The organism is Streptomyces sp. NBC_00250 (genome assembly GCF_036192275.1).
Classification (GTDB): Bacteria; Actinomycetota; Actinomycetes; order Streptomycetales; family Streptomycetaceae; genus Streptomyces.
Map to the genome: position 1 here is coordinate 1,454,144 of NZ_CP108088.1, position 19,278 is coordinate 1,473,421.

Consider the following 19,278-nt stretch of genomic DNA (forward strand, 5'->3'; position numbering starts at 1 on the left):
CGTGTGATTAGAACGTTTCAGGAAAGCGCTTGCTGGGACAAAGTAGGTTCGCCCGCCAGCCACGTCAACGCTTCGGACAGGATCTTTCGAAGCGCTTCGAAACACGGCCTCGGGCGATCAGGCTGAAAGGATTCAACAGCGAGCCTCTCAGGCCAGCCTGATGACGTTCCAGGACATCGGTTCCAGGACCGCCCGCAGCGTCCCGTCCGCCAGCGTCGCGCCCTCCACCGCGTGCGGCGTGACCCGCTCGGGCTCGTCGAGCGTGTTGGCCGCCTCCGGGTCCGCGTCGGCGAGCGCGCTGTGCTCGACGACCCGGCCCAGGTCGAGACCGCGCAGGGCGACCTCCAGCGTCAGGGGCGCGTTCCGGCCACGGTTGACCGCGAAGACGGTGACACCACCGTCCTCGTCCCGTACGGCCGTGGCGTGCAGCAGCGGTACGTCCCCGTACCGCTCCGTGGGATACGTGGGCGAGTCCACGCGCACGTCGAGGACGGCCCCCCGGCCGTACCGGGAGGCCTGCGCGAAGGGGAAGAAGGTGGTCTGGCGCCAGGCGGGGCCGCCGGGCTCGGTCATGATCGGGGCGATCACGTTGACCAGTTGGGCGAGACAGGCCACCGCGACCCGGTCGGCGTGGCGCAGCAGGGCGATCAGGAGGGTGCCGAACACGACGGCGTCGGTGACGGTGTAGACGTCCTCCAGGAGGCGCGGGGCCTCCTGCCAGTCCCGCACGGGATGCGGATGGGGCCGGCGCTGGTACCAGACGTTCCACTCGTCGAAGGAGAGGGTGAGCCTCTTCGACGACTTCAGCCGGGCGCCGACGTGGTCGCAGGTGGCGACGACCTCCTCGATGAAGGCCTCCATCTCGACGGCGGAGGCGAGGAAGGAGTCGCGGTCGCCGTCCACCTCCTCGTAGTAGGCGTGCAGCGAGACGTGGTCGACGACCTCGTACGTCTCCGCGAGGACGGTGGCCTCCCAGGCGGCGAAGGTCGGCAGGCCGCGCGCCGAGCTGCCGCAGGCGACGAGTTCGAGGTCGGGGTCGATCTGGCGCAGGGCGCGCGCGGTCTGCGCGGCGAGCCTGCCGTACTCCTCGGCGGTCTTCTGTCCGGTCTGCCAGGTGCCGTCCATCTCGTTGCCCAGGCACCAGAGGCGGATGCCGAAGGGGTCCTTGTCGCCGTGGGCGATGCGGCGGTCCGAAAGCTCGGTGCCGCCGGGGTGGTTGGCGTACTCGACGAGGTCCATCGCCTCGGTGATTCCCCGGGTGCCGAGGTTGAGCGCCATCATCGGCTCGGCCTGCGGGCCGACCTTCCGCAGGAAGGCGATGAACTCGCTCAGGCCGAAGCGGTTGGTCTCGGTGGACCGCCAGGCGACGTCGAGTCGGCGCGGGCGCTCCTCGACCGGGCCGACGCCGTCCTCCCAGCGGTATCCGGAGACGAAGTTGCCGCCGGGGTACCGGATCGCGGTGACGCCCAGTTCGCGGACGAGTTCCAGGACGTCGGTGCGCAGTCCGTCCTCGTCGGCGATGGGATGGCCGGGCTCGTGGACGCCGGTGTAGACGCAGCGCCCGAGGTGCTCGACGAAGGAGCCGAAGAGGCGCGGGTCGACGGGGCCGACGGTGAAGTCGGGGTCGAGGGTGAAGCGGGCGGCGGGTTCCGTGACTGACATGCGCGTCCCTTTCGTTCGAAATATCGACCAGTGGCCGTGTGTCCGAACGAGAAGGTAGGAGGAGGGACTTCCCGCGTCAATGGACCGCCTCCGGCCACCGCACGCGCGCGTGCGACTGCCACCGGTCCCCCATGGCTCAGCTCAGGACCAGCAGCACCGCCAGGGCGACGAGGAGGGAGTCGATCCGGTCCAGCAGACCGCCGGAGCCGGCCAGCCAGCGGCCGGCGTCCTTCACGCGGGCACCCCGCTTGACCATCGATTCGAGCAGGTCCCCGAGCGGGCCGCCGACCGCCACGGCCACCGCCGTCTGCCACGTCAGGGACGACAGCACGGCGAGCGCGCAGAGACCGGCGGCCGCCCCGGCGAGCGTGCCGCTCCACCGCTTGGCGGGCGACAGCGGGGAGAGCCGGGGGCCGCCGAGACGGCGACCCGCCGCGTACGCCACGATGTCGGCGATCGACACGGCCACGAACAGAACGAGACCGAGGGGGCCGGCCGGCACCAGACCGGCCAGGGCGCCCAGCCACACGAGCCCCAACAGGCCCGCCCCCAGGCGACGGAGCCCGTGCTCCGCGTCACCCGACAGCAGGGGCGCCCCGGCGATCGCGAGCGCCCCGACCGCCGCCACCCTGAGCACCTCGCCGGGCGCCAGCCAGGCGGTCAGGACAAGCGCGGTGACGGCCGCGCCGAGCACCGCCCGGTCCACCGGGCCCAGCCGCAGCAGCCCGCCGAACTCCGCCACCGCGACCACCCCGACCACGGCCGCGAGCGCCGCGATCCCCGGCGGGCCGAGCCAGAACGCCGCGGTGACCAGCGGCACTCCGAGCATCCACACGCACCAGCGGACCATCAGCTCACGCCGCCGGGTCGCCGCCACCGCGACTCCCCCGACCGCCAGTGCCCCGCCGAGATAGGGCACGAGACCGGCGACCGTCATCACAGGGAGACCCGCCCGTCCGGCGCCCCCGACCCCACCGGCGTGCGCAGCACGTCCAGGGCGCTCCGGCACGCCGCCACGATCCGCGCGTTCTCCGCCGTGTCGCGGACGGCGACACGGAAGGTCCGCCCCTCGTACGACGGGGACATCGGCGACAGGTCCCGCAGATACACGTCGTGGCGGCGGCACTCGCGCACCAGCCGCGCCGCGCTCGGCCCGTCAGGCGGCAGGGTGACCGTGAGGAAGTTGGCGATCCCCTCGTCGACCGAGGACAGTCCGTCGAGCCCCGCGAGCCCGGCGGCCAGCCCCCGGCGCAGCACGGCGGTGCGCGCCCAGCGCTCCGCGTAGTACGCGGGGTCGCGCAGCGCCGTCACGGCGGCCAGCTGGGCCGGCAGGCTGACGGGCCAGGGCGGCGTCCATCGGCGCAGCTCCGCGGCCGTGTCCGGGTCCGCCACCAGATACGCGGCCCGCATCCCCGACAGCGCGTACATCTTCGACAGCGAGGTGCAGACCACGACCCGGGGGTCGACCGCGGCGAGCCCGGCCAGCGAGTCCGCCGCATCGACGTAGCCCAGGTACGCCTCGTCGATCCACCACCGGGTGCGCGCGGGCGAGGCCTCGATCACGGCGCGCAGTGCGTCGGCGGGGGCGTGGCGGCCGGTCGGGTTGTTCGGATTGACCACCACCACGAGGTCGTACCGTCCGCTCCGGGTCGCGGCGGCCAGCCGGGCCGGGTCGAGCAGCCAGCCGTCCTCCCGGCGCAGCCGGAGCCGGTCGACCCGGCAGCCGATCACCCGCTCGGTGACATGGGCGTACTCGCCGTAGCTCGGATCCAGCAGGAGCACGCGGCTCCCCGGCGTCAGCCACCGTCCGAAGGCCCGGAAGATCAGGTCGGACGAGCCCGCGCCGACGACCAGTGACTCCGACGGCAGCCCGCGGACCCCGGCGAGCTCCGCCAGCAGCCCTTCCGCGCCGGTCGGCGGCGAGGTCCGCGCCGTCCACCCCGGGTCCTCCGCGAGGACCTCGCGGACCGCCGGGGCCGGTGCGAACCAGGCGTCCAACACATCGGCGGCTACCACCTCATGACGTCGTGTCAAGGTTCGGAAGTCCGTCCCGATCGCCGAGAAGAAGGCACCGCCGTGCTCACAGCCGTCGGCGCGCGGCGCGAACGGCACGTCCAGCTCCCAGTCGACGTCCGCGCGCAGCCGTTCCAGCTTCCGGCCGTGGCGCTCCGCGACCGTTCGCGTCAGCTCGGCCACGGAACCGCTCAGCACCTCGAACGACACGGGTCCCGAGCGGACCGTCCGCCCCACCGGCATGAGCCCGGCGGCGAGGTACATGTCGAGCAGCTCCGTGCGGCCCATCGCCACCACCTGGCGGCCACCTCGCGCGGCGACCCAGCGCAGCGCCGCGTACATGAGGAGCGGTGCGGCCGCGGTGGAACGCCAGCGCTCCTCGACGGTCAGGACGCGGATCTCGAACGGCTCCTCCTCCGTCAGGAGCGGCAGCTCCTCCCGCGTCAGGTACTTGTCGAGGGAGTAGCGGCCCACCCAGGGCGGGGTGAGGCTGACGAAGCCGATCCGCGTCTCCCCGCGCGCGGCCACGAGATAGACGTTGTCGCCGTCGAGTCCGTCGCTCAGCCGGCCGGACGGGTCCACCGGATGCTGTCCCAGCTCCTCGGCGTACACACGATGGCGCAGCTCGTGGATCCAGTCGTGATCGCGAGGCGTGGCGGCGCGCAGCTGCAGAGCGTGGTCCATGAGTCTCCCCCTGAGGCGGTCCGGCGTTCGCGCCTCAGTCTGGAAGATCACGGGCGACGAGGCCTGAGTACGCGTACTCACCCTGGGGGACAGGGAATTCGCGCACGACAGGAGGCACTTGGTGAAGCCCCGGAGAGGGCCTGGGCCGGTCGGGAACGGCGGAGGACCGGGCGGCCCCCCCCTCGGGGTCCGCCCGGTCTCGTCGTACGTGGAGCCGCTCCGTGCGGGGCGGCTGCTATTCGAGCAGCTCCGCGTACGAGCCCATGGCCAGGGCGATGTCCGCCTGGGCCCAGAACCGGTGGTAGGTGAAGACGGGCGCGGCACCGCCCGCCAGATAGGCCTCGATCTTCGGCCAGGCCGGGTCGTTCTCGTAGAAGGAACGGATCGAGGCGAAGGTCGACGAGGAGTTCACCGCGTCGCCGTTCGGCATGACGCCGGTCCAGCCGCTCGGCACGTAGACCGGGTCGTCGAAGCGGTTGTAGTCGGCGCGGGTCTCCGGGACGGCGATGCCCAGCGGGTCCTGGTGGTGGTCCCACATGCCGTCGAGGAGTGCCTTGGCGACCCGCTTGGCCTCGGCGTGGCCGGACTTGGCCGCGTAGTAGGTGAGGGTCTTGGCGTAGGCGGCGGCGACACCGACGTCGTTCGTGTAGTCGGCGACGGTGACGTGAAGTCCGGCGTTGGCGCCGGGGTTCGCCGCGTTCCAGGTGTCGGGCGCGCCGGACCACTGGAGGGTGGAGGGGATGCGGTAGGTGCCGTCCGGGTTGATCGTGGTCTTGGACAGCGCCCAGGAGACCCACTTGTCGAGGACGGTCTTCGCCCCGGCGTCACCGGTCTGCTGGTAGTACTCGGCGACCCGCTCCATGGACCAGGCCTGGAAGCCGAACCACTGGTTGGACGCGGGGTCGTGGTAGACGGGCTTCTCGTCGTAGAAGAGGCCGTGGAAGGTGGGGGTGCCGGCGGGCGGGGTGGCGTAGCGGCCCTGCCAGCTGTTGGTGGCGCCGCCCGCGATGGCGCCCTCGTCGGACTGGAGCCAGCGGTAGAACTCCAGCTGCCGGTCGAGGCTGGTCGCCCAGTCGGCCGCGCCCGTCGTCGACTTGGGCTTGAGCGGGGCGTACTCGCTGAGCGCGTAGGCGGCGAGCGGGTTCTGGTAGCCGCCGTGGGCGTGGCTGGAGCCGATGCGCCAGGACCAGCCGGCGGAGGTGTCGGTGGCGCCGCCCCAGGCGTAGTACCAGGACATCAGGTAGTGGGCGCTGTCCTTGCCGGTGCCGGCCGGGCAGGTGGTGGGGCCGACGCAGTCACCGGCCTTCTTGAAGTACTTGTCGAACATCGCGTACCGCAGGTAGTCGCCCATCTTGGCGGCCTTGCCGACGGTGGCGGAGACCTGGGTGCCCTTGCCCTGCTGCTTGGCCCAGAGGTCGGCCCAGTAGGCGGCCTGGACGGCGCGGGCGTCGGCGTCGGGGGCGTTGGTGAACTTCCACTGCTTGGCGTAGGAGGCGTCCCCGGTGAAGAGGTCGAGGTAGCCGTTCCTGCCGCCGTAGGAGAAGTTGTCGCAGGTCGGGTGGGTGACGGTCTCCCAGACGGACTCCTGCGGGCCGCGCTGGAAGGTGTTGATGTACGAGGGGCCGGTCGCCGTCGGTCCCGCGGAGCACTTCCCGGGCTCGTTGCCGAAGCCGTAGACGTTGTCGACGTCCTGGATCCAGTGCATGCCGTAGATGTCGTCGGTGCCGTACGCGCTCTTGAGTTCGGCGGCGATCGGGTCGGCGCCGGAGGTCACCCCGGAGTCGAGCCGCGCCGGGTACTGGGACGGCAGGTCCCACTCGGGCGCGTACGTGGCCGGCTTGGCGGCGTTGTACGAGGAGGTGGTGGGCGTGTCGGCGTGGGTGGGGATCATGAATTTCTCCATGGTCTCCCAGGCGCCGTTGAACTTGGTCCAGTCGCCGGTGATCTTGCCGTACATGGCCTGGAGCCAGATGAGGTAGCTGTACGCCTCCGAGGTCGTCTCGTGCCCGTGGTCGGGGGCCTCGACGATCAGGGTCTCGACGGAGTGGTACGGGATGCCCTCGGGCGAGAAGTAGCCGTTGGCCGGGTCGGTGATCTTCCCGTGGAGGTCGAGGAAGCGGGCGTCGTACGTGGAGTTCGCGGCCAGCTGGGCGACGGTGACCTCGGCCTTGGCGTGGCCGGGGGCGGTCGCGGTGAAGACGGCGGAGCCGGTGCCGGTGGCCGCGGCGGCGACGGTCACCTTCTGGGCGGTGTTCCAGTTCGCCGGGGTGAAGGTGAGGGTCGCGGGGGTCGCGGTGAGGTTGGTGTTGCCGGAGGTACGGGCGACACTCACCGAGACGTTGGCGGTGGGGGCGGTGGAGAGCTTCAGGTCGAAGGTGCCGGTGGCGCCCTGGCGTACCCCGAGCTGGCTCGGGGCGGCGACGAGCGCGGGGCCCGCGGCGACGGTGATGCCGACGGGCGCCGACTCGGCGGAGGAGCCGAGGCTGTCGTAGGCCTTGGCGTAGAGGGAGTGGGAGCCGGTGGCGAGGCCGGCCGCGCTGTAGGTGAAGGGCGCGGTGGTGTCGGTGCCGAGGAGCGCGGTGTCGCTGTAGAACTCCACCTTGCTCACGGTGGCGCTGTCGGCCGCGGCGGCGGTGGCGGCGAGCGGCACCGCGTCGCCCTGGCTGTACACGGCCCCGGCGGCCGGGCTGGTCAGGACCGCGACCGGGGGCTGATGGGCGCCCGTGCAGGGGGTGCCGTTGACCGCGAACGAGCTGGGGGCGGCGTTGGCACCGCTGTAGGTGAACTGGGCGCCGGTGGTGGTGGCGGCCCCGGCGGCGAGGGTGCCGTTCCAGGACGCGTTGGTCACCGTGACGTTCTTGCCGGACTGGGACCAGACGCCGCTCCAGCCGTTGGTGAGCTTCTGGTCACCGGCGTAGGCGTAGGTGAGGGTCCAGCCGTTGAGCGCGGTGGTGGCGCGGTTGGTGAGGGTGAGTTCGGCGGTGAAGCCCGAACCCCAGTCGTTGGTCTTGTAGTCGACGCTGCACTGCACGTCGGCGGCCTGGGCCGTGGTGGCGCCGACGGCCGTGAGACCGAGGGGGAGGGTGAGCGCCGCGGCCAGCGCGGTCAGCTGCCGGCGTGGTCGCGTTCTGGGGCGGAGGCGTGGCATGCGGGTGGTTCTCCTCGCGGCTCGGAAGGTCGGGGGAGCGAAGAGCGGGAAGGCCTGACAGTCAAGCTTTGAACCAGTGGGAGCGCTCCCACTGTGCAGTTGGGGCCCAACGCCGTCAAGGTGTGTGAGAAGTCGAAGTCAAAAGCCGGGGAATTTACCCAACCCCTCTTTTCCTTGGCGGCAGTTGCCGCTACGGTCTGCCCGACCAGTGGGAGCGAATCCGTCCGGTCGGCACACCGTCAGGGGTGTGCCCTCGCTGCGAGGACTCGCTCATGCGACATCCCCCACGTCTGTCCGCGCTGCTCTCCGGAGTGGCGCTCACGATGGCGAGCACCGCGTTCGCCCTCATGGGTACGGCCTCAGGAGCCGCGGCCGCACCCGCTTGCACGGTGGAGTACTCGGTCGTCGGCCAGTGGGCCGGCGGCTACCAGGGTGCCGTCACCGTCACCAACAACAGTGCCGCGCTGAACGGCTGGAGCCTCGGCTTCGGCTTCCCGGCCGGCCAGGTCGTCAGTCAGGGCTGGGGCGGCAAGTGGTCCCAGTCCGGGACGAACGTCACGGTCGTGAACGAGAGTTGGAACGCCGCGCTCGGCACGGGCGCGAAGATCTCGGGCGGCTTCATCGCCTCCTGGTCGGGTGCCAACACGGCGCCCACCGCGTTCACGCTCAACGGCACGCCGTGCGACTCGGGCACGACCCCGACGCCGACTCCCACACCCACCGATCCGACGACACCACCCACCACGCCTCCGACCACACCACCCACGACACCCCCGACGACACCACCCACCACTCCCCCGACGACGCCGACCCCGGTCTCCGGTGCGCCCGAACTCAGCGTGTCCGGCAACAAGTTCACCGACCAGAACGGCGCCACCCGACGCCTGCTCGGCGTCAACCGCTCCGGCGGCGAGTTCATGTGCGTCCAGGGCTACGGCATCTGGGACGGTCCCGTCGACGACGCCTCGGTCAAGGCCATCGCCGACTGGAAGGCCAACACGGTCCGCATTCCCCTCAACGAGGAGTGCTGGCTCGGCCTGGACAACATCAAGCCCGAGTACCGGGGCACGAACTACATCAACGCCGTGAAGGACCTCGTCGCCAAGGTCATCGCACACGGTATGACCCCGGTGGTCGAACTCCACTGGACGTACGGCCAGTACACGGGCAACTCCGCGGGCTGCGCCGACGTCCACGCCTCCTGCCAGAAGCCGATGCCCGACGCCCAGTACACGCCGGCGTTCTGGACCTCGGTCGCGAACACCTTCAAGAACGACAAGCGGGTCGTCTTCGACCTGTTCAACGAGCCCTATCCGGACCGGGCGACCTCCACCGCGACCCAGGCCTGGTCCTGCTGGCGCGACGGCGGCACCTGCCCCGGCATCGGCTACGAGGTCGCCGGCATGCAGGACCTGCTGGACGCGGTCCGCGCCACGGGGTCGAAGAACCTCGTCCTCGTCCCGGGCATCGCGTACTCCAACGACCTGAGCCAGTGGCTCACGTACCGCCCCACGGACCCGGCGGGCAATCTGGCCGCCGCCTGGCACGTCTACAACTTCAACACCTGCGCCGACGAGACGTGCTGGAACGACACCCTCGCCCCGGTAGCCGCCGAGGTTCCTCTCCTCGCGGGCGAGATCGGTGAGAACACCTGCGGACACGCGTTCATCGACCGCGTCATGAAGTGGTTCGACGACCGCGGCCTCTCGTACCTGGGCTGGACCTGGAACACCTGGAACTGCAACTCCGGTCCCGCGCTGATCAGTTCGTACGACGGCACTCCCACCGCGTTCGGCATCGGACTGCGCGATCACCTGCGCGTCCTCACCCCCTGATCGGACCACGCGATCACCTGCGCGGTCTCACCCCCTGACCGGACTGCGCGATCACCTGCGCGTCCTCACACCCCCTGATCGGACCGCGCGATCACCTGCGCGGTCTCACTCCCTGAAAGGAATCCCCACCCGCATGAGCCGCACCAGCCGCACCGCCCTCCTGGCGGCCCTCGGCCTCATCACGGCCACCGGCGCCACCGCCACCGTCTTCGGCACCGCCACCGCCGGCGCCGCCACTCCCGGCTGCAAGGTCGACTACCAGATCACCAACCAGTGGAGCACCGGCTTCGGCGCCAACGTGACCGTCACCAACACCGGTGACCCGGTGGCCACGTGGACCGTCGAGTGGTCCTACGCCGGCAACCAGCAGGTCACCCAGGGCTGGAACGCCACCATCACCCAGTCCGGTGCCGCCGTCACCGCCAAGAACGTCTCCTACAACGGGACCCTGGCCACGGGCGGTTCGACCTCCTTCGGCTTCAACGGCTCGTACAGCGGCACCAACGCCGTGCCCGCGACCTTCAAGCTCAACGGGGTCACCTGCAACGGCGCGACCGAGCCGACCACCCCGCCCACCACTCCCCCGACCACCCCGCCGACGACGCCGCCCACCACGCCGCCGGCCGGCTCCAAGGCCGACAACCCGTACGCCGGCGCCAAGGTGTACGTGAACCCCGAATGGGCGGCGAAGGCCGCGGCCGAGCCGGGCGGCACCAAGATCTCCGGTCAGCCGACCGGTGTCTGGCTCGACCGGATCGCCGCCATCAACGGCTCCGCCACCTCCATGGGCCTGCGCGCCCACCTCGACGAGGCCCTGAAGCAGAAGGGCTCCGGCGAGCTCGTCGTCCAGCTGGTCGTCTACAACCTGCCGGGCCGCGACTGTGCCGCACTCGCCTCCAACGGTGAGCTCGGCCCCACCGAGATCGGCCGCTACAAGACCGAGTACATCGACCCGATCGCCGCGATCCTCGCCGACTCCAAGTACGCGGGCCTGCGGATCGTCACCACGGTCGAGATCGACTCGCTGCCCAACCTGGTCACCAACGTCTCCGGACGCCCGACCGCCACGGCCAACTGCGATGTCATGAAGGCCAACGGCAACTACATCACCGGCGTCGGCTACGCCCTGAAGAAGCTGGGCGCGATCGGAAACGTCTACAACTACGTGGACGCCGGCCACCACGGCTGGCTGGGCTGGGACGACAACTTCGGAGCCTCCGCCGAACTGTTCAAGCAGGCCGCCACGGCCGAGGGCTCCACGGTCTCCAACGTCCACGGCTTCATCGTCAACACCGCCAACTACAGCGCCCTGAAGGAGGACCACTTCACCATCGACGACAGCGTGAACGGCGTCTCCGTGCGCCAGTCGAAGTGGGTCGACTGGAACCGGTACACCGACGAACTGTCGTACGCGCAGGCGATGCGCACCAAGCTCGTCTCGCTCGGCTTCGACAGCAGCCTCGGCATGCTGATCGACACCTCCCGCAACGGCTGGGGCGGCACCGCCCGGCCCACCGCCGCGGGCCCGACGACCACCGTCGACACGTACGTCAACGGCGGCAAGTACGACCGTCGCATCCACCTCGGCAACTGGTGCAACCAGTCCGGCGCGGGTCTCGGCGAGCGGCCCCAGGCGGCGCCTGCCGCGGGCATCGACGCGTACGTCTGGATGAAGCCCCCGGGCGAGTCCGACGGCGCCTCCAAGGAGATCCCGAACAACGAGGGCAAGGGCTTCGACCGGATGTGCGACCCGACGTACACGGGCAACGCCCGTAACGGGAACAGCATGTCGGGCGCGCTGCCGGACGCCCCGATCTCGGGCCAGTGGTTCTCGGCCCAGTTCCAGGAGCTCATGAAGAACGCCTACCCGGCGCTGTAGGACCCCGCGAGGCCCCGCGGCCGGCCGGACCTCAGGTCCCGGCGGGCCGCGGGAGTCTTCGTGTGCGCACACAGAGGCCCGGCGGGGCCCGCGACCGTACCCGCACGCGCGCAGGCCCCGGTGGGGGCCTGCGCGCGTCCGCGCGAGGACGACGAAGGCTCCGGCCACCGCCGGAACCCGAGGCGCCGTCAGCAGGAGCCCCGTGCCACCAGCTCCGTCGGCAGCACGTGCCGGCGGGGCTCCTCCGGTGCCTCCGCGATCCCCTGGATCTCCTGGATCAGCATCCGGGCCATCGTGCGACCCATCTCCTCGATGGGCTGACGCACGCTCGTGAGCGGCGGGTCCATCAGCCGCGCCACCGGCGAGTCGTCGACCCCGACGAGGGCCACGTCCTCGGGCACCCGGCGGCCCGCCTCCCGCAGGGCCGCGCGCGCCCCGGCCGCCATCACGTCGGAGGCGGCGAAGACCGCGTCCAGGTCCGGGCTGCGGTCGAGCAGCAGCCGCATGGCCCGGCGGCCGCCCTCCTCGGTGAAGTCGCCCGCCGAGACCAGCGCTTCGTCGGGCGCGAGTCCGGCCTCCGCGAGACCGGCGCGGTAGCCGCCGAGCCGGGCGCGCGCCACGTACATGTCGAGCGGCCCCGTGACGGTGGCGATACGCCTCCGGCCGCGCCCCACGAGGTGGGCGACGGCCGCCCGTCCGGCGCCGATGTTGTCGGAGTCGACGTACGGCACGGGCTCGGCCTCCGAGCGGCGGCCGTTCATGACGACCGGCAGGCCCAGTTCCCTGATGCGCTCGGGCAGTGGATCGTCGCCGTGGACGGAGGCGAGCAGGACGCCGTCGACGCGCTGGGCGGCGAGGTACTGCTCGAAGCGCTGCCGTTCCTGCTCGCTGCGGACCAGGGTGAGCAGCAACTGCTTGTCGGCCTCGGCGAGTTCGGCGCTGACCCCACGGATGAGATCGAGGAAGTACGGCTCGGCGAAGAGCCGCGCCTCGGCCTCGGGGATGACGAGGGCGATCGCGTCCGTACGGCTGCCGGCCAGCGCGCGGGCGGCCTGGTTGGGTACGTAGCCGAGTTCGGCGACGGCTCTGGCGACGGCCGTTCTGGTCTGCTCGCTCACCCGGGGGGAGCCGTTGATCACCCGGGAGACCGTGCCCCGGCCGACCCCGGCTCTGGCCGCGACCTCCTCAAGGGTGGGTCTGCCGCTCTGCCGTCCGCTCACAACTCCCGAACTCCCCTCGTAGGACAACGCGCTGCTCACCACGGCCCCGCCGGGAACGGAAGCACCAATGGGAGCGCTCCCACCGTAGTCCACGCCCCTCTCCTCGCGCCACGAGGGTGCGTTCAGGAGATGACGCGATGATCCCCGCCCAGGCCCGCGAAACCCCCGGAAAACCTTCCGGTAACGAATCCGCGTTCATGTCTTGACACCCGCACCCGCCAGGCAGCAACCTTCCGGCAACGACGTGGGAGCGCTCCCATCCGGGATGCGCACAGCCTTGCATCAGGTCCTGGCGGGCGCCGCCGAGCCGCGATCAGCCGGCCGGGCCTCTTGGCGCACAACGAGCACCACCTTTGGACGAGGAGAGTGGAATGCGCACTTCCAGCAGCAGACGCGGACGCCGTGCGGCGATCGCGGCGGTCGCCGTCGTCGTGACCGGCACGACCCTGCTCACCGGTTGCGGCAGCGACGACGACAACGGCGGCAAGGGCGGCCAGAGCACCGAGAAGATCACGCTGCGGATCGGGACCTTCGGTTCCTTCGGCTACGACAACAAGACCGGCGCGAAGCTCTACGCCGAGTACGAGCGGCTCCACCCGAACATCAAGATCGAGGAGTCGAACGTCTCCGACGGCCAGAAGTACTGGGACACGCTGAAGCTGCGCCTCGGCCAGAACAGCGGCGTCGCCGACATCCAGGCCGTCGAGGTCGGCTACATCGCCGAGGCGACCGGCACGACGATGGCGAACAAGTGGGTCGACCTGAGCAAGGAGGGCGGCTCGAAGATCGACGCCTTCCTCGACTGGAAGGTCAAGCAGGCGACGACCGGCGACGGCAAGGTCATCGCTCTCGGTACCGACATCGGCCCCATGGCCATCTGCTACAACAAGGACCTCTTCGCCAAGGCCAAGCTGCCCACCGACCGCGACGCCGTCGGCAAGCTGTGGGCCGGCGACTGGGCCAAGTTCATCGCGACCGGCGAGAAGTACAAGGCGGCCGCCCCCGCCGGCACCTCCTTCCACGACTCGGCCAGCGGTCTCTTCAACGCCGTCGTCTCCAGCGACCCGGTGCAGTACGCCAACACCAGCGGCGAACTCGACTGGGAGAACAGCCCCGGCGTGAAGAACGCCTGGGACACCGCGGTCAAGGCCGCCCAGGGCGGACTCACCGCCAAGCTGCGCCAGTTCGACGAGAAGGGCAGCTGGAACGCCGCCTTCAAGAACTCGAAGTTCGCCACCGTCGCCTGCCCCAGCTGGATGACCGGCATCATCAAGGACCAGGCCGGCCCCGCCAACCAGGGCAAGTGGGACATCGCCGCGCCGCCCGTCGCCGGCAACTGGGGCGGCTCTTTCCTCGCCGTGCCCAAGGCGGGCAAGCACACCAAGGAGGCCGCCGAACTGGCCGCCTGGCTGACCGCGCCCGAGCAGCACGCCAAGGTGTTCGCGGTCAACGGCAACATCCCCTCGTCCAAGGACACGCTCACCTCCTCGGCGGTCCAGGAGGCGAAGCTGCCGTACTTCGGTGACACCCCCGTCGGCAAGATCTTCTCCAGCGCGGCGGCCGGCATCACCCCCGCCGCCATCAGCCGCTACGACGGCCAGGTGAAGACCTTCCTCACCGACAACGGCATCCTCGACATCGAGCAGCGCGGCACCGACCCGGCCAAGGCCTGGGAGAACGTCAAGAAGCTGGTCGACGACAAGATCGACCACTAGCGGGGACACCTGCCGGTCCGCCGCCGCCCGCCGGCGGCGGACCGGCACCGTCCGCACCACCGCACGCATCGACCCTGGAAGGACGCCCCCGTGGCCACCTCCGTTCGGGCGAAGCCGGACGGCTCCCCGCCGCCCGCCGCACCGCCCTCCTCCCCCGGCCCGCGCGGCCGCCGCTCCTCCTCCGGCGGCTGGCGCAGCACGCTCTACCGCTGGGACATCAAGGCGATCCCGTACGTCTTCGTCGCCCCCTTCTTCCTCACCTTCGCCGCCTTCGGCCTCTTCCCGCTGATCTACACGGGCTGGCTCTCGCTCCACCGGGTCGAACTCGGCGGTGACCCGACCTGGAAGGGTCTGGAGAACTACACCGACCTCGCGACCAGCGAGTTCTTCTGGAACGCGCTCGTCAACACCTTCACCATCGGGGTCATCTCGACCGTCCCCCAGCTGCTCATGGCCCTGGGCCTGGCGCATCTGCTCAACTACAAGCTCCGCGGCCGGGGCTTCCTCCGGGTCGCGATCCTCGCCCCGTACGCCACCTCGATCGCGGCGGCGACCCTGGTCTTCGCCCAGCTGTTCAACACCGACTACGGAATGATCAACGGCTTCCTGGGCTGGTTCGGCTTCGACCCGGTGAACTGGGAGTCGTCCAAGTGGCCGGCGCAGATCGCCATCTCGGTGATCGTCACCTGGCGCTGGACCGGCTACAACGCGCTCATCTACCTCGCCGCCATGCAGGCCGTGCCACAGGACCTGTACGAGGCGGCCTCGCTCGACGGGGCCTCGCGCTGGCGGCAGTTCGTCAGCGTCACGATCCCCTCGATCCGGCCCACCATCCTCTTCACGATCATCGTGTCCACGATCGGCGCCACCCAGCTCTTCGGTGAGCCGATGCTCTTCGGCGGCAGCGTCGGCATCAGCGGCGGCAGCGGCAACCAGTTCCAGACGCTGAGCCTGCTGATGTACGAGAAGGGGTGGGTGACCGGCGCACTGGGCCAGGCCTCGGCGATCGCGTGGGTCATGCTGCTGCTCCTGCTGATCGTCGGCGGCGTCCAGGCGCTCGTCTCCCGCCACAACCGCAAGAAGCTGGGGGGCTGACCTCATGGCGCACACACTCGACAGGCGCCCGGCCGAGTCCGGAACCCCCGCCGCGGCGCGGACCCGGCCCGGACGCCGGTTCCGGCAGACCGCCGGCCGCCAGCACCACGCCGGACCGCTCACCTACGTGCTGCTCGTCGCGGCCGCCTTCGTCTCGCTCTTCCCGCTCTACTGGAACGTGGTCGCGGCCTCGCACACCGGCGAGCGGGTCGTGGAGGCCCCGGCGCCGCTGCTGCCCGGCAACCGCCTCCTGGACAACCTCAGCTTCGCCTGGAACCAGGTCGACATGGGCGAGGCGCTGATCAACACCACGATCGTGGCGAGCCTGGTGTCCCTGTCCACGGTCCTGTTCTCCACGCTGGCCGGCTTCGCCTTCGCCAAGCTCCCCTTCCGGGGCCGGGGCATGCTGCTCTCCCTGGTGGTCGCCACCATGACGATCCCGCCGCAGCTCAGCGTCATCCCGCTGTACCAGATCATCACCGACCTCGGCTGGTTCGACCAGCTCCAGTCGGTCGTCCTGCCCTCGCTCGTCGCCGCCTTCGGCGTGTTCTTCATGCGCCAGTTCCTGGTGGAGGCACTGCCGATGGAGCTGGTGGAGGCGGCCCGGATGGACGGCGCCCACAGCCTCCGCATCATCTGGCACGTGGTGTTCCCCGTAGCGAGGCCCGCCATGGCCGTACTCGGCATGCTGGTCTTCGTCCAGTCGTGGAACGACTTCTTCTGGCCCTTCATCGCCCTCACACCCGACGGCAACCCCACCCTCCAGGTGGCACTCGCCGGCCTGGGCGCGGGCAACCACACCGTGGACCACGCGGTCGTCCTGACCGGCGCCCTCATCTCCACCGTGCCGCTCCTCCTGGTCTTCGCCTTCCTCGGCAAGCACATCGTGGGCGGCATCACGGCCGGCGCCGTCAAGAGCTGACCGGCCACCCCTCTCCGTACCGAACGTACCTACCCCGTACCCGCGTTGGGAGCGCTCTCCTATGACCGCGTCCGATACCCGGCCGCTCACCGCCACCCGCTCGTTCCCGTCCGACTTCCTCTGGGGCGCGGCCACCGCCGCGTACCAGATCGAGGGAGCGGCGGCCGAGGACGGCCGTACCCCGTCCATCTGGGACACCTTCTCGCACACTCCCGGCAAGGTCTTCGAGGGCCACACCGGTGACGTGGCCGTGGACCACTACCACCGGTTCCGCGAAGACGTCGCGATCATGTCCGAACTCGACCTGAACGCCTACCGGTTCTCCGTCTCCTGGTCCCGGGTGCAGCCCACCGGGCGGGGCCCGGCCGTGCAGAAGGGACTGGACTTCTACCGGGGGCTCGTCGACGAGCTGCTCGCCGCCGGGATCGAGCCGGCGCTCACCCTGTACCACTGGGACCTGCCGCAGGAGCTGGAGGACGCCGGCGGCTGGCCGGAGCGGGCGACCGCCGAGCGGTTCGCCGAGTACGCGGGGATCGTCGCCGACGCCCTCGGCGACCGGGTGACCCGCTGGACCACCCTCAACGAGCCCTGGTGCAGCGCCTTTCTGGGGTACGGCTCCGGGGTGCACGCCCCTGGTCGTACGGACCCGGTGGCCTCGCTGCGGGCCGCCCACCACCTCAACCTCGGGCACGGGCTCGCGGTCCAGGCGCTGCGGTCCTCGCTGCCCGCCGACCGGCAGCTCTCGGTCTCGCTCAATCTGCACGAGGTGCGGCCGCTCACGGCTTCCGCCGAGGACCGGGACGCGGCCCGCCGCATCGACGCGGTCGGCAACCGGATCTGGCTGGGTCCGATGCTGGAGGGCGCCTACCCCGAGGATCTGATCCGCGACACGGCGCAGCTCACCGACTGGTCGTTCGTCAAGGACGGCGACACCGCGACGGCCCGGCAGCCGCTGGACCTGCTCGCGATCAACTACTACACGCCGACGGTCGTTTCGCAGGTTCAGGAAGGGGCGGACAAGCCGCAGGACGACGGGCACGGCAACAGCGAACACTCGCCGTGGCCCGGCGCGGACACGGTCGCTTTCCACCGGGCGCCGGGCGAGCGGACGGCGATGGGCTGGCCGGTCGACGCGAGCGGCCTGTACGACCTGCTGACCCGGATGTCCGACGCGTACCCCCGACTCCCGTTCGTCATCAGCGAGAACGGGGCGGCGTACGAGGACGTGGTCGGCCCGGACGGCTCGGTGCACGACCCGGAGCGCGCCGCCTATGTGCACGCGCATCTGGAGGCGGTGCACCGGGCGATCACGGACGGGGTGGACGTACGCGGCTACTTCCTCTGGTCGCTGCTCGACAACTTCGAGTGGGCGTACGGCTACGCGAAGCGTTTCGGCGCGGTCCGGGTGGACTACGACACCCTGGAGCGGACCCCGAAGTCCAGCGCCCGCTGGTACGCGCGGGTGGCCCGGTCGGGTGAGCTGCGGGCTCCCGACGGCGACTGATCCCGCGCGGATCCCCCGCAGGTGAGGAAGGCCGTGCCGGATTTCGGGCACGGCCTTCCTCACGTACCGGGGGTGGGTCAGATGTCGATCACGCGGTAGCCGATGACGTACACGCCGCCGGAGCCCTCCACGGAGCGCCACTGGGTCTCGGCGCCGACCTCGCTGCCGGTGACGAGCGTGGCACCGAGCTTGTCGTCGCCGCTGGTCGAGTCGTAGTCCCACAGGGTCAGGGTGCGGGCCTGCTCCTTGCCGAGGATGAGGGCGGCGTTGCCGTTTCCGTCAGCCATGGAGCGGACGTAACCGGTGCCCATGGTCTGGTACTTGACGCCGTTGCCGGGCCAGACCTTGACGGCGTTGCCGTTGGCGTCGGTGATCTTGAGGTACGCCTCGTCGTGGTCGCCCTCGCTGTTCTTCTGGCAGTGGAGCTCGACCAGTTCGATCCGCACGTAGTCGATCGGCTCGGCCTGGGCGGTGCCGGCGAAGGCGGCGACGCTGCCGAGTCCGAGCAGGGCGGTGGCGGCGGTTCGGGCGATTCGGTTCTTGCGCATGTGGTCCCCCCACACATCGTGTCACTCGCGTGACGGTGGTTGCGGCCCGCCTCGTGGGGGCGGGGCCGGTGTGCCGTTCCCCTCGGCACGACACCCACTGTGCCCGGCCCGTCGTCCCGGTTCTACGCGCGTTCCGCTGGGCGGAACAGCGCCGTGCCAGAGCGGCTCGCGGCTCGCTCAGAGCACGAGCGCGGTCGTCGGGACGGGTCTTCGCGGCCCGCCCCTGGCGAGTGCGCGGCTGATCGCGGCTCCCGCCTCGGCGACGCCCCGGGCCAGCGAGTCGAGCGGGCGGCCCGCGGGCACCAGGCCGGCGAGCGCCGCGACCGTACGCCCGTCGGGGGTGCGGACCGGGAGCGAGGCGCAGCACACTCCGGCCATCACGTCCTCCCGGTCGAGGACCGCGCCGCCGCGGAGTGGCCCCCGCAGGGCCTTCCCCGCGGCGGTGTCGAGCCGGAACGCGATGCCGTCCCGTACGGGGAGGAGTGGTTCGAGGTCTCCCGGGACCGAGCTGACGGTGATCGCCATGTCCTCGCGCAGCACGGCGAGGACCACGCTCGCGCCGGTGGCGGCGCGGAGCCGCTGGAGCGGCAGCCGGGCGGCGGCGCGGAGCCCGGGGTGCGGCTCCCAGGCCTGGCCGAGGCGGTAGAGCTGGGGGCCGACGCGGTAGCGGTTGCCCTTCCGTTCGACGGCGCCGAGCGTGACCAGTTGGTCGAGCAGCCGGTGGACGCTGCCCTTGGGTACTCCGCAGACGAGCGCCAGTTCGGTCACTCCCGCCTCGTCGCCGTTCCGGCGCAGCGCGTCGAGCAGGGCGAACGCCCCTTCGAGTACGCCCCGGCCACGGGCCGGCGCGGGCCCTTGGTCGCCCGCCTGTCCGTGCCCGGTTCTGCCCGACGAGCTTCCCGTACCGCCGTCCATGAGTCCCCCCGACTCGCCGCGCCCGGCCGCGTACCCCCGACGGCGCGGCTCCGGGCATGTCCCCCACCATGCCGCAGACCGGTCGATTCCGGCGAAGGGCTCGCGCCGTCCGTCGTGTCGAGGGGCGGGCCCCAGGTC

The 19,278-nt window shown here is 71.1% G+C and carries 13 protein-coding genes; 6 read left to right on the forward strand and 7 right to left on the reverse strand.

The window, feature by feature from the left end; translation table 11 throughout:
• Positions 1 to 147: 147 nt before the first annotated feature.
• The 4 genes from arfA to OG259_RS06435 form a co-directional block, all read right to left on the reverse strand.
• On the reverse strand, positions 148 to 1,662 hold the full coding sequence (gene arfA, locus OG259_RS06420) for an arabinosylfuranosidase ArfA (RefSeq protein WP_328941318.1): 1,515 nt from the start codon (positions 1,660 to 1,662) through the stop codon (positions 148 to 150).
• Positions 1,663 to 1,798: 136 nt separating this feature from the next.
• Positions 1,799 to 2,599, reverse strand: coding sequence for a phosphatidate cytidylyltransferase (locus OG259_RS06425; protein WP_443051923.1), 801 nt, complete (start codon positions 2,597 to 2,599; stop codon positions 1,799 to 1,801).
• Entirely contained in the window at positions 2,599 to 4,359 is a 1,761-nt protein-coding gene (locus tag OG259_RS06430; protein WP_328941320.1) for a histidinol-phosphate transaminase, read from the reverse strand. The genes OG259_RS06425 and OG259_RS06430 overlap by 1 nt, the downstream gene beginning before the upstream one ends.
• Before the next feature lie 235 nt (positions 4,360 to 4,594).
• The gene (locus OG259_RS06435; protein ID WP_328941321.1) at positions 4,595 to 7,507 is read right to left on the reverse strand and encodes a glycoside hydrolase family 48 protein; all 2,913 of its coding nucleotides are present in this window, start codon (positions 7,505 to 7,507) and stop codon (positions 4,595 to 4,597) included.
• 272 nt (positions 7,508 to 7,779) lie between these two features.
• Between OG259_RS06435 and OG259_RS06440 the strand changes: the two genes are divergently transcribed.
• Both OG259_RS06440 and OG259_RS06445 read left to right on the forward strand, forming a co-directional pair.
• On the forward strand, positions 7,780 to 9,342 hold the full coding sequence (locus OG259_RS06440; RefSeq protein WP_328941322.1) for a cellulase family glycosylhydrolase: 1,563 nt from the start codon (positions 7,780 to 7,782) through the stop codon (positions 9,340 to 9,342).
• Positions 9,343 to 9,475: 133 nt separating this feature from the next.
• Positions 9,476 to 11,221 (forward strand): glycoside hydrolase family 6 protein, encoded by a 1,746-nt coding sequence (locus OG259_RS06445; RefSeq protein WP_328941323.1) that lies wholly within the window; start codon positions 9,476 to 9,478, stop codon positions 11,219 to 11,221.
• A gap of 188 nt (positions 11,222 to 11,409) precedes the next feature.
• Here the strand turns inward: OG259_RS06445 and OG259_RS06450 are convergent, their stop codons facing one another.
• Positions 11,410 to 12,441 carry a LacI family DNA-binding transcriptional regulator gene (locus tag OG259_RS06450; protein WP_328941324.1) on the reverse strand — a complete coding sequence of 344 codons (1,032 nt, stop codon included), beginning with the start codon at positions 12,439 to 12,441 and terminating at the stop codon, positions 11,410 to 11,412.
• 371 nt (positions 12,442 to 12,812) lie between these two features.
• Here OG259_RS06450 and OG259_RS06455 point away from each other — a divergent pair, with 371 nt between their 5' ends.
• The 4 genes from OG259_RS06455 to OG259_RS06470 all read left to right on the forward strand — a co-directional run bounded on the left by OG259_RS06455 (position 12,813) and on the right by OG259_RS06470 (position 17,677).
• Positions 12,813 to 14,156 carry an ABC transporter substrate-binding protein gene (locus tag OG259_RS06455; protein WP_328941325.1) on the forward strand — a complete coding sequence of 448 codons (1,344 nt, stop codon included), beginning with the start codon at positions 12,813 to 12,815 and terminating at the stop codon, positions 14,154 to 14,156.
• 90 nt (positions 14,157 to 14,246) lie between these two features.
• On the forward strand, positions 14,247 to 15,251 hold the full coding sequence (locus tag OG259_RS06460) for a carbohydrate ABC transporter permease (protein WP_328941326.1): 1,005 nt from the start codon (positions 14,247 to 14,249) through the stop codon (positions 15,249 to 15,251).
• Positions 15,252 to 15,255: 4 nt separating this feature from the next.
• On the forward strand, positions 15,256 to 16,173 hold the full coding sequence (locus tag OG259_RS06465; RefSeq protein WP_328941327.1) for a carbohydrate ABC transporter permease: 918 nt from the start codon (positions 15,256 to 15,258) through the stop codon (positions 16,171 to 16,173).
• A gap of 61 nt (positions 16,174 to 16,234) precedes the next feature.
• Positions 16,235 to 17,677: a GH1 family beta-glucosidase gene (locus OG259_RS06470; protein ID WP_328941328.1), complete on the forward strand. Its 1,443-nt coding sequence runs from the start codon at positions 16,235 to 16,237 to the stop codon at positions 17,675 to 17,677.
• A gap of 77 nt (positions 17,678 to 17,754) precedes the next feature.
• Here OG259_RS06470 and OG259_RS06475 read toward each other — a convergent pair whose 3' ends face one another.
• Both OG259_RS06475 and OG259_RS06480 read right to left on the reverse strand, forming a co-directional pair.
• Positions 17,755 to 18,225 carry a hypothetical protein gene (locus OG259_RS06475; protein ID WP_328941329.1) on the reverse strand — a complete coding sequence of 157 codons (471 nt, stop codon included), beginning with the start codon at positions 18,223 to 18,225 and terminating at the stop codon, positions 17,755 to 17,757.
• Positions 18,226 to 18,402: 177 nt separating this feature from the next.
• A complete protein-coding gene (locus OG259_RS06480) occupies positions 18,403 to 19,140 on the reverse strand; it encodes an IclR family transcriptional regulator (protein WP_328941330.1) in 738 nt (245 codons plus the stop codon).
• Positions 19,141 to 19,278: the final 138 nt, after the last annotated feature.